This is a genomic window from Rhodococcus sp. NPDC079359, from assembly GCF_040702585.1.
Classification (GTDB): Bacteria; Actinomycetota; Actinomycetes; order Mycobacteriales; family Mycobacteriaceae; genus Rhodococcoides.
Genome location: NZ_JBFBLH010000004.1, coordinates 405,250 through 418,336, shown reverse-complemented (window position 1 = coordinate 418,336; position 13,087 = coordinate 405,250). Strand labels below are relative to the sequence as shown.

The following is a 13,087-nucleotide window of genomic DNA, read 5'->3' as shown; positions in this document are numbered from 1 at the left end:
TCAGGCCAGGACGAGAACGTCGGAGTCGGACGGATCGGGATTGACGTTGCCGCCGCTGCCCGGAGTGAAGACGAGAACATCGGCGTCGGACGGGTCGGGCACGATGCCGGACGAGCCACCGCCACTGGACGGCACCGTCCAGGCCGCGAGCTCAGTCGCGTCGAAGCTGGCGCGCGAGGTGCCCGCCGCGGTGCGCTTGCCGAGAGTGCCGTTTGGGAGCACAACGGGCGCGTTGATCGCGTACGCCGTCGAGGCCTGCCACAAGGGTGCATAACGCGTGTCAGCTTCCTCTTCGGTCAGCCCTCCCCCGCCCCCTGGAGGATTGAGCATCAAGTACGCCTCGACGGCCGCGCCCACGACGACGTCGGGAGTGCCGGCCGGAATCCCGAGCGCCGCGGCGATCAGAGTCGAGAGCGTCGGAGCGCCTGACGCCGGAACCGTGAACGCGAACTCGCGGCCACTCAGCATCACCGAGGCGGGCCCCGGCTGCAGATCGACGGTGATGACGCCGTTCACCGGCTTCACGACCTGGACGTCCTCGGTGACGAGGTTCGCCCCGGCCGTGCGCACCGCTGGTGACGTGAAATGCACGGGCGTGACGCGGGATACGCCCGCGATGTTGGTGAGCTTCTGGGTGACGACGGTCATCGGGATCTCCTATTCGTCCATCTCTGGGGGGCGCACGGGCACGTCGATGTTGCCGTCGATCAGCAGACGCACGAGCCGAGCGACGTATTGACGCAGCACGAACACCAACCTGTCGCGCTTGGTGAGTTCGGCGACGACCTCGGCGACCCGAGCGTTGGCTCTTTCTTCGTTCTCCCGAGCCTCGTCACGCTGCTTGATTGCCAAAGCAAGATCGTCGAGGTGGTTGTTCTTTCGAGTCGTCAGCACGCCGACGATGATCGCGCCGATACTGGCGATGACGCCGCCGATAGCGGCAATCACACTCGGGTCGTTCATCAGCGATGACCCCTATCCCTGCACCCGATCGCGATGCAGATATGCAGTAGGCCAACGAATGTCGCGTACGTTCCGTGCACGACAGGGACGGGGGGTTCGGTGAGGATCGCGGAGATCAGAATGCACGAGCCGTACAGCACGCTGATACCGGCTGCCGCGATGTGCGCGTTGACGAATCCCTTACCTCGGATAGCCACCACGATCAGCGCCAGGGCGGTGCCGAAGAACGCGACGGTCCAGAGGGGCCCGATCGATTCGATGTACGCGACTGCCGAGACCTGCCCCGGCAGGAGCGGTCGACGGACCAGCGTCTCAGGGAACGTGGGCAGGTAGAGCACGCCGACGGTCGCCTGCATGATCCCCGACGTCGCAGCGGTCAGCCGCGTGCCGAGCATCAGTCGCCCTTGCGATGCCGGCCGATGTACTCCTCGAGGTCGTGCGCCTGCTTCGCTGTTGCCGAGTTCGGGACTGCGATCACGCCGACGACACCGACGACGAACTGCACTGCGACAGCGACGCCGAATGCCCAGCCCGTCGGAACGAGCTGGGCCGGGAGGACGGTGAGCAGCCAGGCGAGGTTGATCAACCCGCCGACGAGCGCAGCGATCCCCTTCGCGTACTTCTTGTACACGGGCAGCGTCTGAATCCACTCCGCAACAGCGGAGTTCGATGCGGGTGTGGTCATTTCTGCAGTCCTTTCAAGAGTGCGAGGATCTCGTCGTTCTGACGCTTCACGTGCGCGATGCCGTCGACGAGCGTGCGCCTCGGAACAGCGGAGTCCTTGCCGTCGCCGAGCTGCTCCCAGCCCTCGAAGTTGGGTCCACCCGCGAGCTGGGTGAGGATGACAGCGACCGCCTCGGTGAGGAATCGCTTGCGTGAGGGATCGGTCTCGACGGCCTGGCCGAGGATGTCGAACCCCTTGCCGTCGGGGCCGAAGAACTGTCCTGCCACTGCGGATACGTCGCTCATCTCGGGCTCCTTCTCGGGGGTGGCCGCGCCGAACAGGGCGGCGAGTTGGTTGTCGTCACCGCGAAACGCGTTGACGTCGATCGATTGGCCGGCAACGAGGGCGGTCTCGGAGAACTGGAGGATCTGCACGGGCTTGCCGCCCATGTCCGCCCAGCCGCCGCGCTCGTTGTTGCCGCGTGCGGGTGCCCAGTCGTCGCCGGGGTACAGCCGAGACGCGTAGTTGCTGCCCGCAACGTAGTCGCTGTTCCAGATACCCATCGGCAGCTTGTCGAGCGGCTTGCGTCCCATGCGGGATTCCCAGAACCACCGCGGGATGTAGACCGGGAGGAACCGAGTGAAGCCGACAGCGCGGTAGGCGTCGATGCGGCGCAGCAGATCGTCGACCGACCCGCCGTTCTTCGTGTCCTCGTAGTCGATCTGCAGCGGGAAGTCGAGCGCTCCTGCGTGGTCCCGTAGCAGCCGAGCCTCGCTGCCGGGGTCGGTGTTGGTGCGACAGAAGACGTATCCACCCCAGCGGCCGGGAAAGTGCTTGGCCATCTCGTCGCGAGCACGCGGCCAGTACTTGTCTCGGTAGTCGTTGCCCTCGGTGATCTTGTGGGTGGCGAACGAGAAGCCCTCGCGCTTGGCTGCTGCGAAGTCGAAGTTGCCCTGGTGATTGCTGACGTCGATTCCGTAGAGCGTCATCGTCGTTCTCCGATCAGTTGGGTGAGGATTGCCGACCACCACACGTCATCGTTCTCGTCGACGGCCGGGATCGCTGGAGTTGGTGGCGCGGGCTGACCCGGCCACGCAGCGCCAGCGAGCCAGGGCGTCGGGTCGAGTCGGTCCGGTCCCGCAGGAGACCACACGGCGCGATGGACCTCGAAGTGCAGGTGCGGAGCGATCGGTTTCTGTCGTGTGCCGCCGTTGGTCGTCGAGTCGGGATTGATGTACCCGATCCGTTGGCCGGCTTCGACGCGCTGCCCGACGCGGATCTCGGGGATGATGTGGCCGTAGACGGTCAATCCCGATCCGTCAGTGGCCGAGTGGTCGATATTGATCCACTGCCCGAACCCCGACGCCGGTCCCGCCTTGGTGACGGTGCCACCCTGCGCGGCGAAGATCGGTCGGCCACCAGAACCGCCGTCGCGCCCATAGTCGTTGCCCCAGTGGAATATGCCCCACCGCTGCGCGAACGTCGAGGTGACGTAGAACCCGAACTCGACGGGTAGGTACCTCATGTGTCCTCCTGTGCTGGTCGGTTCAGGCGCGCCGCGACTCGGCCGGAAAGTGTTGCCGCGCGGGCCATGAGCGTCCCCGGCTCGGGATTGAGCAGGAACGTCAGATTGAGGAAGGCCACCGCGCCGTCGAGGCCGTGCTCGCGGATGTAGTTCTCGGCGTGATCGACGCGGATCAGATACATCGGCCAATGCGTATGCGCTTGCAGCTGGTCCAATTCTTCGGCAGTCGGAACGACGATCTCGGTGGTGCGATCCTCGTTCATGATCCACACGGCGTCGGGGTGACTGTCGTCGGCGAGCAGCTCAAGGAACTGTTCGCGGGTGACCTTCATGGTCATGCCGGCTCGATCTCCGGTTCTCCGGGGCCTGGTAGTTCCGGCCCGAGTTCCGGTTCGACCTCGATGACGGTGGACGCGGGGATGGGCGGCAGCGCGACGGCGATTGTGCCGCCGACCCAGACTCCATCTCGGTACGTGTGCATCAATCCGTCGTCGCCGAGAGCAACACTCCACTCGGTGCCGCCCTTGGTGAACGTTGCATCGAATTTCATGACGATCCCTCTTCCAGAATGACGTTGTCACGCAACGACCAGTAGTCGAATTTGCCGGACGTGGCGAAGTTGGATCGGCGGCATTCGAGACCGCCGTATCGGAATCCTGCGCCGCGAGTACCCAGCGCACCTGCGGTCGGTTCGGTGTAGCTGACGGCCGCGACCCACTCCGTGGTGCCCGGAGCTTTCTTCTCCACCACGTGAACTTCCTTGCCGCTAACGAGACCGACGGTGACGCGGTACGCCGCACCATCTGGGGTATCCGCGATCGTCGAAAGCACAGTCCGGCCTGTGGGGATGAACCGGCATATGGTCGTAGTCGCCGCGTCCTGCTCGATCGACATGTACGTCTTGCCACCTGAATCGGAGTGGTAGATGTACGACTGGATGCGCGCGTTCAGACCGACCGGTGACCACTCACCGACGATGTCGTCGTATGCCACGCGATCCTTGAACAGTGATCGCTGAGTGCCGTCCGTAGTGCCGTTGAATCGGGCCTGGCCAGCGTCAGCTACAAGACGGTAGAGGCCACCCACCACCTGTACCGCAACCCAGGTATCGCTCATCGATTCGGTGAATGGGTCAAACCACGAGCGAGGCAGGGGATCCCCGGTGCGCAGGCGAACGCCAATGCCCACCCACGGAACGAACGGGCTCGAATAGAGCTGCGATGCCTTCGGCAACGTCGACCCCGCTGCGATCGCAGAAGTAGAAGTGAAATGCACCTTTTGTTGCTTCGGGAATGTGTCCGGATCCAGCGGCAACTCGGACATCTCGTTGCAGTAGACGGCCCTGCGGGTACCTGATCCGACCTGATGGATGCCGACGAACATCCACTCCCCGAAGTCGAACAGGAGATCCTCGGGCATGGTCACGTTCACTAGCTGGATCTGATTGGTGATGATTGGGGTCTGGTTCGGTGAGACGTACTCGATCAGAAGATCGCCGTTCTCTGCCATCCGCCCGATGTAGACATACAGGGGTGGGCGCGACGATGCGCCTGAACCGACGAAGAACGACACCGTCGCGCGGCCAGCGCTGTACTTCGACTGAATCCAAACACCTTCGACGACGTTCGCAGCCGGAACATACGTTGGTTTCGACGCCGACGTGATGGTATGAGTGTGATCAGTGCCGCCCGAATAGCCGGTGAAAGACGAGACTGATTTGACTGTCTCGTTCAGCATGCTGATCGGGAAGCTGACCTGCTGTCCCGGAACCATCGACACCCATGAATCGATCGCGGGAATGTTGTCGGCGAGCTGCACAATCTGCGAACGAACCTGCTGCACCGTCAACGTATTCGCGGCTGCCGATGCCGCCGCATTTGCCGCAGCGGTCTGTGCTGCTGATGCCACTGTGTTCGCGCTCGTGGCCTGATTTCTAATACCCAAGATGCCGCCGATGAAATCGGAAACGCCGCCGATGATCCCGAATATGCCCTGCGTGAGAAATCCGAGGAATCCCCCACTCCCCCAAAGGTTGTTCTGGCCTTTTCCGTACGCCGTGATCGCCGGGTTCTTGAGTCGGCTCCGAATCCCGGCCTCGGTTTCCAGGCTGCCGAACTTCTCACCGTCGTTGACTACGTAGGCGCTGTCGGGTGGCGGCTGATTCGGATACGACACTCAGACCCCCCGGTGCTTGTTCAGGATCTGCTGCCGCGGCTTCCCTGACGCCATCTCGGCAGCGATGACGCGGCGCTTCTCAGCAGCCGAACACCCCATCAGGTACCCGTTGACGGTGCTCGGAGAGTGATCACGGGGATTGAACAGCTCTCCGTTGATCTCGGACGCAGCATCAACCGGTTCCGGCTCCTGGCCGGGCACCACGCCGAGGTACCTGAGCTGCTCGGCGTGGATCTTGTTCTCGTCGACGGTGAACTTCGACAGATCGGCCACCTCGAACTTGTCGCGCTCGGGTTCGTCACGGCCGATCCAATCCGACGTGCCGTTGAGGTAGTGATCCGGCCCGCGATATGGCGTGACGAGCTTGATGGTGCGCAGCTCGTCGTGGTACCGCAGGCCTCCGTCGAACCACCGCTGTGACCATTGCTTGCGCATGTCCGGTGGCGGGGTGAAATTCTGCACCGCAGTGAACGGCAGCTCGACCATGAGCGGCTGAAACATCTGCTCCGGGTCGTTCATGTCCATGTTGTCGAACGTGGGCAGTCTGGCCATGTGAATATTCCTCTCCGAGAACGCGGTTCGATGGAGCAGAGGTGGTTACAGAACGCCGAGCTGCTGGAGCATCGAGAAGAATTCCTGCAAATCCTGGAATGCACGCAAGACCGGGTCTTCGTGCTGGCGTTCGCCGATCTGGATCGTCCAGGTGCAGGCGTCGTCGCGTGACCATGCGAGCGTCAGCTCGGCAACGCGCTCGACGAAGATCCGGCCAGCCGGCATTCCGAGGATCGTGAAGCCGACACGGTCGCCGAGGAAGAAATCACCGAAGCCCTGAGCGCCTACACGCCACGGCGAGTTGTCCTCGACGGTGAGCGTGCAGCGATTGACCTCGCGCGACTCGTACATCGACGCGCGCTGCGCGAGGACGTATCCGATCGTGTAGGCCCGGTCGGCACCCTCGGCCCATTTCTCCTTCTTGTGCGACCAACCCGAACGCTGTGCTCGCGCAACGCTCTTCCAGACGCCGAACGCAAGGAACGTGTCGGTGTACAGCGGGGCCAGCAGTGCATCTGCGACGCCGCCGAGGGGCGGTACGCCGGTAATCATGGCCGTCAGATCGCCGGTCATGGTCACGAGGGCTTTCAAGGCCTCGTTGGTGCCCGGCATGGAGTGGCCACCGGCTACCGACTGCACGGGCCCAGCGGGCTTGTGCGAGAACGACGACGACGAGATGCCCGTCCGCTCCCCCTCGGGGAAGATGACGCCCGGCATCTGCGGCTTCGTGCCGCGGAATCCGGGCTGGAAGTACTCTCCCGGGATGTTCGGATCGTCGATCTGCTCGATGGTTTCGGTCAGACCGTCGCCGCCGATGTTGACGAGTTCGTTGATGATCCCGCCGAAGATGTCGCCGCGGAATGCCGTGCCCGTGGTGAAGCCTGACTTGTCGACGAGATCCCAGACCAGGCAGCCGTTGCGGAGATTTGCGCCTGGCCAGGGCGGTTCGTCGCCCTCGAAGTAGCGTCGCCACTCCCACGAGAGCTGCCCGTCTGTGACGGCTTTGCGGGTTGCCTCGTGCATGTTCTTGAACCGAGACAGGATGACGCCGCCGACACTGAGGTCGACACCCGTCATCGGCTTCACTGCCATCGACCACGTGCTCTGGTCGAGGTTGAACCACTTCGACAGGTCCAGTGGGTTGTCCGGAAGCATCCACAGGGAGGCTTCGAGCCGGAGGATGTTGCAGAAAAGCGTTGTGAGGCAGGAGAACTTGGCCGATCCGAACATGAGCCACTGGTGCGGGAACTGCACTTCGGCGGGCAGGAACGGATTCGCCCACGCGAGGATGTTCTTGAGTTCCTCGTAGTCGGACTTGAAGATGACCCGGACGTACTTTTCGCCGTTGTCGTCCTTGTTGACCTGTAGTTCTTCCATGCGGCCGGTCCACCGCGCGCCGTCCTTCTCGACCCGGACGTGGACATTGGTCGTCGGCCGCGCATCGATGTCGACCAGCCACTCGGACAGGTAGTAATCGATCGGCATGTCCATCTTGCCGATGCCGGTCTCGTTGTCGACCCACTGAAACGAGGCGTTGTACTCCTGCTTGCAGACTCCTCGGAAATTCCAGTCGCCGTCGTAGAGCTCGACGAGCGGAGGATGCAATCGGCGACGTTGTTCCGTCTCGATGCCCGCCGTCATCTCCTCGAACATCTTGTCGAAATCGAGGGTCTGCACTGTGGCCACGGCTATCACCAACCCGTCTACTATTGAGCTATACCGAGGGAGGTCCAATGCCTGAAAGATGGCTGCCTGTAGTCGGATTCGAGGGGCTTTACAGCGTTTCCGACCAAGGTCGGGTTCGATCCGAATCCCGTGTCGTACAGCGAAGCAACGGCCGAACGCAGACCGTGCCCGAGTGCATCAAAAGCACGCCGCCCGACGGGAAGGGTTATCCACGAGTCGTGCTGTACAGGCCCGATTCGAGGAGCGGCCGAACGGTTACTGTGCACAGCCTCGTGATGGCAGCGTTCGTAGGCCCTCGACCGCCCGCTCTCGAGGTGTGCCACCGCAACGGCAACCGCATGGATGCACGGTTAGCGAACCTGCGCTACGACACACGACGAGAGAACCACCGCGAGAAGGTCGTCCACGGCACTCACAACAACGCGAACAAAACGCACTGCCCGAGCGGCCATCCGTACAACGACGAGAACACCTACGTGTGGACGAAGCCCAACGGCGACAGACTGCGAATGTGCCGAGCCTGCCGCCAGCCTGGCGGGCGTCGCGCCACTCTCACTGCAAGCCCCATGGACGAGTCCACGGACGCGGCAGCCGTAGGTTGATGCCGACCCCAGCGGGTGCCAGCGACATCGCGACGTTCATCTGTCGCGCGGGTGTGTAGGGCGGGATGCCGTACAGGAAGCGGACCATCTTCATTCGCATGTAGTAGGCCGTGTCGATCGAGGACCGGAACTGCCCACCCTTGGATGCGGAATCGGTGTTCACGTAGACGTTCTCGCCCGCGAGCATCGCGGGCATGACGATCTGTCGATTGGCATGTCCGACAGCAGCATCGAATGTTCGCGTGCTGTAGTAATCGCTGCCGAACGAATAATCCGGGATCGTCGGCTTACCCGGTGCCTGGATCTGCCAGATGGGAAAGATCGGAATGTCGGTCGGGTTGAGCCATTCGTCGTCGGCGAACGATCCGTCCTCGCGCCGCCAGATGTTGCCGGTGACCGTGGAACCGTTCGTCGTGTCCGACGGCGACGGCCACACTTTCGACACCGTTTCCTCGTACCAGAACGGATCACCCGAGACGCAGGTGACGATGATCGTGTCCACCTGCGTCTGATTCGGGTCCGACTTCGCCGCGATCTTGAGTTCCTTCGCGAGACGGATCTTGAGGTACCGACGCGAGTTCTTCGTTTCGATCCAGAGCTTGCAATCCTTCTCGGCCGACCAGGCTTTCGCCCACTCCGAATCGTTGTCCTGCCAGTCGGGACCGCCGAGGCTCCCGGCAATCTCGACGGAGAACACCGTGCGCCGCTCCGGGAACTTCTTGCCCTGGAAATCGGCGCCGTTTTGGAACGCCCAGGACTTGTACATCGTGACGAACGGGGCGTCGTAGAAGTCGTCGATGTCCGACCCCAGTACGACGCCCCGGTTCCCCGCCTTCGGACCGGCGAGACAGAACATCTCGCCGTTGTGGCCCTCGAACTCGACCACCGTGGAGCGTGCTGCCATTCCAATCCCCCTATCTGGTTGCTTGGAATGCGAGAGCGTCCTCGCGTCGGCGTGCACGGTCCTTCGACATCGCCTCGTCCATATCGGCAACGTGGTAGTGGATGTGCTCTTCGACGATCTTCGCGCCTTCGAGCAGACCCTTGAGCAGACCACCTGCCTGCGTGGGGATTCCGAGATCGGAGAACGCCTGATCGACGTTCGCCTTCACGAAATCGCCCGCGATGGACCCCGGTGACGCAGAGGTATCGATGCTCGACTCGTACGCCGAATCGACACCACCTCCCGGTGAGAACGACGCTCCCGCAGAGGAACTGCTCGAACTCGAGCTGCTCGGTGCAGACCCAGCGCCGACACTCGGAGAGGCCGGAGCTTCGGACGTGGCAGCAGGCAGCTCGGACGGTGCCGGGTTGCCTCCGGAGAACGCCGATCCCGGCAGATGCCAGAAGTCGGTGAACTGCGCATCGTCGCCGCCTACGGTGCCGCCGAACTTGCCGCCGCCGTACGCGCCACCCATCTCGAAGTTCTCACCCGTCGGCAGCGTCGCCGCCGTGTGACCGCCGCCAGGACCGCCGTTCTTGAACCCGACGAGCAGATCCTCACCACGGACGCCCTTGCCCTGCACGAACCCGCGAGCGGCCAGCTCGTCGGCCTCGTTGCCGGTAGCGAACCTGCTGCCGAACGCATCACGTCCGGTCGCGTAGTTCGCCAGCGCCGAAACAGCTCCCGAGCAATCGCCCCAGTTGACGCCGCCCCAGTCGTACTCCTTGCCGTCGACGCCCCGGGCGAAGTCGCGCAGAGCCTCCTTGGTGACCATGCCGCCGTCGGCGAAGCCGGCCAACGCACGTCCACGCAGGATGGCGTCGACGAGTGGCGAGTCCTCCTCTTGACCGAGAAGGTTCCCGGTGTAGTCACCGCGGCCGATGAGCGAACCGAAGCCGCCGACCATCGAGTGCAGGAAGTCAGCCGAGGGCACCCAACCGTCGTTGATCGCTTCGAGGATCGGAAGCGTCTGCGGCGTGACCGAACTCGCCTTGTTGATGAACTCGCCCGTCGAGGCACGAATCAGCATCGAGTCCGATCGAGGCCCGCCCGGCCCGTTGAGCTTGCCGCCATCTCGGAAGTACGGGATGTCCGGCGTGTCGATACTGATCCGGTCACCACCGAGAATGCTCGGCAACGTGAATCCCAGCGAGAAGTTGTTCCACTTCCCGATGATCCAGTTCAGGACGCCCTTGAATCCGTTGCTCAGGCCGTCCCACATTCCTGACGCGGCATCGGTGACGCGGCCGGGGAGGCCGGTAACGAACCCGACGAGATCATCGAACTTGCCGACGACCCAATCCTTGGCCTCACCCGCCTTGTCACCGATGTAACCGAAGCCATCACCGAGCAGTGTGATGCCGCCAGAGACTTTGTCGTACATCCAATTCCAGCCCTGCAGGATGGCATCCCATGCGGCCGTGACGATCTTCTTTCCGGTCTCGGTCTGAGTAAAGAAATAGACCAGACCACCGACCAGCGCTGTGATCGCCAGAATGATGATGCCGATCGGGTTAGCGCTGAGGGCGAGGTTGAATGCCCACTGCGCCGCTGTCGCGATACCGGTGGCTGCGGCACCGCCGATCATCACAGCGCGTTGCGCGACGAACGCTGCGCCCTGTACAGCGAGAGCGCCGACAGTCCGTGCCGAGGATGCGACCCAGGCACCGGTGGCGATACCGGCTTGCAGAGTTGCCGATGCACCGGCAGCGACGTAACTGCCGACGAGGGTGGCACCACTGACCACTGCCGATCCCGCCGTGGTCACCCAACCGGCGACGATGCGGTACTGAGCGAGAACTTGAGCACCCGCGCTAGCGACCGCGCTGGCCTGAGTGGAGATCCAGACGCCGGTCAGCGTGACTCCGCTCGTGACTGCTCCGGCTGCCGTGGTAGCGAATCCCACCGTGAGAGTGACCAGAGCCGGGAGGAGACCGACGGTGATCACGCTTGCGACGACACCGAGTACGACCTGATGGTCCTGGAAGAATCCGGTGGCTGTAGCGACACCACTGCCGAGTCCGGTGACGACGTCGCCGAGAGTGCGCCCGGCATCGACGACGACGGGAAGTGCGGTCTGTCCCATCGAGAGCAGTGTCGAACCGAAGCTCGATACGCCGGACAGCGCGCCACCCTCCGAAAATGCACCTGTGACAACGTCTCCGAAGTTCTGCATCGCCGGGATCCCGTTGTCCGCAATCCAGCCCATCCCCTGCGAGATGACGCCGAACACTTTGGATGCGATGGGTTCGATCAGGATCAGCGTCTTGTTCTTGAAGAGCTGCCACTGCTCGGCGAAGTCGGCCGTGTCGGCTGCCGCGCCGAGAATGGTGTCCGAGCTGGCACCCGTTGCGGACACGAAATCGTCGACACTGAGGGTGCCGAGCTTGACCGCCTGGACGAACTGGCCGGCACCCTTGGTCCCGAACAGTCCGGCAGCGAGATCGATTGCCGCGCCGTCATTTCCGACGTCGATAAGATTCTGCATCTCGGTCACGACGCCGAACAGAGCCTCTTGCGGATCCTTGCCGTCCTTCGCGAACGCGACGAGGGCTTTGTTCATCGCGCCGAGGGTCTTGTCCGCGTCGAGACCGGCCTTGTCGAGCGTGCCGACCAGGCCTGCGGACTCGGCGAGGGAGAACCCGAACTGCTGGAGCTGAGGTGCGCCCTTGACCGCCGAGGCCGCGAGCTCGTTCAGGCCGACACCGGTCGCCTGAGAGACGCGGAACAGCTCGTCCATGACGCCGATGGTCTGATCGCCGCCGACACCGAAGGCCGAGAACGACGCCGTGAGACCGTTGATGTCGATTTCTTCGCCGAGCATGTTGCCCGCCTGCAGGATCTGCGACGAGAACGTTTCGAGCGTGGGTCCGGTCAGGCCGAGACGCTGGTTGACGTCGGCGATCGTGGTCCCGATGAGATCGAGAGACGCAGGGACGGACGAGCCGACGTTCTTCGCCGATTGCTCGAGCGCGGACAGTTCGTCACCGGTCGCGCCGGTACCGATCCGGATCGAGTCCGAGACGTCGTCGAACAGCGAGCCTGCGGTGAACAGCGCGGTCGCTATGCCGCCGATCGCAGCAGCGCCGAGAGCGCCGAGCTTGACTAGATTGTCCGTCGTGATCAGGGACTTCTTGCCCATGTTCTCGGTCGACGTTGCAGCATCGTCGGTCGCCCGAGCTGCCTGCTCTTCGGCCTGCGCATGATCGGTCGCAGCACGGCTCGCGGCCTCGGTCGATCGGGTCGCTGCGCGCTGCGCAGCCTCCAGTCGCTCGACGGCGGCGGTGTGCCGAGCTCCGGTCGTGATGCCGCGGGCTCGGAGATCTTCGAGCTTGGCCTCTTCGACGCGCACCTTGCCCGCAGCGTCGGCCTCTTTGTCGCGGGCGAGGGCCATCTTCGCCGCTGCCGCTTGGACTTTCGCGCGCGAGGCCTCGATACCCTGTGCGACACCGTCACCCGCTGCGCGTCCTGCTGCGCGGCCGGCGGTTCCGAGCGTGCCGGTCAGCTCTGACTCGAGAGCACCAGCCGCGCCACGCATCGAGGGGATGACCTGCAGGACTGCGTAACCCACGTTCTCCATGCAGGCACCCCCTCGCAACTAGATTTCGCCAGCCTCGATTGCGCGATTGCGCTCGGCGAACTGCTTCTTGAGCTGACGAATTCGGCGATCGCGCGCCGCGCTCTGCTTCGGCTGCACACGCGGGATCGGCCGGGCCGGGTGATCCTTGCCGGTCCAGGCCTTCCAGATGTCCGAGAGCAGGTACTCGACGTGCCCCCAGCGGGGTTGATCCTTGTTCAGGGCAATCACGATCGGAGAATCGTTGGGCGGGTACTGGAGTCGCACCCAGATCTCCCGCAGCGTGAGTCGGCGTTGCCCGGCATCGTCGAACCTCCACCGGTCGGAGTACCGGATGCCGTGGACCGCCGACAGGTGCGCTTCCACGGCAACCGGATGTTCCTCGAGCAACCGAAGGAGG

15 protein-coding genes are annotated in these 13,087 nt (G+C 63.6%); 1 reads left to right on the top strand and 14 read right to left on the bottom strand.

Features of this window, described 5'->3' with window-relative positions; translation table 11 throughout:
• The 11 genes from AB0362_RS13155 to AB0362_RS13105 are packed head-to-tail and all read right to left on the bottom strand — an operon-like array spanning position 1 to position 7,565.
• Entirely contained in the window at positions 1-648 is a 648-nt protein-coding gene (locus tag AB0362_RS13155) for a hypothetical protein (protein WP_366235691.1), read from the bottom strand.
• 9 nt (positions 649-657) lie between these two features.
• A complete protein-coding gene (locus tag AB0362_RS13150; RefSeq protein ID WP_366235690.1) occupies positions 658-963 on the bottom strand; it encodes a hypothetical protein in 306 nt (101 codons plus the stop codon).
• On the bottom strand, positions 963-1,358 hold the full coding sequence (locus tag AB0362_RS13145) for a hypothetical protein (RefSeq protein WP_306904654.1): 396 nt from the start codon (positions 1,356-1,358) through the stop codon (positions 963-965). The genes AB0362_RS13150 and AB0362_RS13145 overlap by 1 nt, the downstream gene beginning before the upstream one ends.
• A complete protein-coding gene (locus tag AB0362_RS13140; RefSeq protein WP_366235689.1) occupies positions 1,358-1,648 on the bottom strand; it encodes a hypothetical protein in 291 nt (96 codons plus the stop codon). Before AB0362_RS13140 ends, AB0362_RS13145 begins: the two co-directional genes overlap by 1 nt.
• Positions 1,645-2,616, bottom strand: a complete 972-nt coding sequence (locus AB0362_RS13135; RefSeq protein WP_366235688.1) for a glycoside hydrolase family 25 protein — start codon at positions 2,614-2,616, stop codon at positions 1,645-1,647. Before AB0362_RS13135 ends, AB0362_RS13140 begins: the two co-directional genes overlap by 4 nt.
• Positions 2,613-3,152 (bottom strand): M23 family metallopeptidase, encoded by a 540-nt coding sequence (locus tag AB0362_RS13130; RefSeq protein WP_366235687.1) that lies wholly within the window; start codon positions 3,150-3,152, stop codon positions 2,613-2,615. The genes AB0362_RS13135 and AB0362_RS13130 overlap by 4 nt, the downstream gene beginning before the upstream one ends.
• Positions 3,149-3,490, bottom strand: coding sequence for a hypothetical protein (locus tag AB0362_RS13125; RefSeq protein WP_366235686.1), 342 nt, complete (start codon positions 3,488-3,490; stop codon positions 3,149-3,151). Before AB0362_RS13125 ends, AB0362_RS13130 begins: the two co-directional genes overlap by 4 nt.
• Complete coding sequence (locus AB0362_RS13120; RefSeq protein ID WP_366235685.1) at positions 3,487-3,702, bottom strand: hypothetical protein; 216 nt, start codon at positions 3,700-3,702, stop codon at positions 3,487-3,489. Before AB0362_RS13120 ends, AB0362_RS13125 begins: the two co-directional genes overlap by 4 nt.
• Positions 3,699-5,327, bottom strand: a complete 1,629-nt coding sequence (locus AB0362_RS13115) for a hypothetical protein (RefSeq protein ID WP_366235684.1) — start codon at positions 5,325-5,327, stop codon at positions 3,699-3,701. The genes AB0362_RS13120 and AB0362_RS13115 overlap by 4 nt, the downstream gene beginning before the upstream one ends.
• Positions 5,328-5,879: a DUF2744 domain-containing protein gene (locus AB0362_RS13110; RefSeq protein WP_366235683.1), complete on the bottom strand. Its 552-nt coding sequence runs from the start codon at positions 5,877-5,879 to the stop codon at positions 5,328-5,330.
• A 45-nt stretch (positions 5,880-5,924) separates the two neighbouring features.
• The gene (locus AB0362_RS13105; RefSeq protein ID WP_366235682.1) at positions 5,925-7,565 is read right to left on the bottom strand and encodes a phage tail protein; all 1,641 of its coding nucleotides are present in this window, start codon (positions 7,563-7,565) and stop codon (positions 5,925-5,927) included.
• Between the two features lie 47 nt (positions 7,566-7,612).
• Between AB0362_RS13105 and AB0362_RS13100 the strand changes: the two genes are divergently transcribed.
• A complete protein-coding gene (locus AB0362_RS13100; RefSeq protein WP_366235681.1) occupies positions 7,613-8,167 on the top strand; it encodes an NUMOD4 motif-containing HNH endonuclease in 555 nt (184 codons plus the stop codon).
• On the opposite strand, the gene AB0362_RS13095 is transcribed toward AB0362_RS13100, so the two are convergent.
• From AB0362_RS13095 to AB0362_RS13085, 3 genes are read right to left on the bottom strand one after another with little or no spacing between them, the layout of a single operon-like run.
• Positions 8,118-9,071, bottom strand: a complete 954-nt coding sequence (locus AB0362_RS13095; protein WP_366235680.1) for a phage tail protein — start codon at positions 9,069-9,071, stop codon at positions 8,118-8,120. The two genes, AB0362_RS13100 and AB0362_RS13095, sit on opposite strands and share 50 nt — an antisense overlap.
• 10 nt (positions 9,072-9,081) lie before the next feature.
• Complete coding sequence (locus tag AB0362_RS13090) at positions 9,082-12,690, bottom strand: phage tail tape measure protein (protein WP_366235679.1); 3,609 nt, start codon at positions 12,688-12,690, stop codon at positions 9,082-9,084.
• An 18-nt stretch (positions 12,691-12,708) separates the two neighbouring features.
• Positions 12,709-13,053, bottom strand: a complete 345-nt coding sequence (locus tag AB0362_RS13085) for a hypothetical protein (RefSeq protein WP_366235678.1) — start codon at positions 13,051-13,053, stop codon at positions 12,709-12,711.
• Between the last annotated feature and the right edge of the window lie 34 nt (positions 13,054-13,087).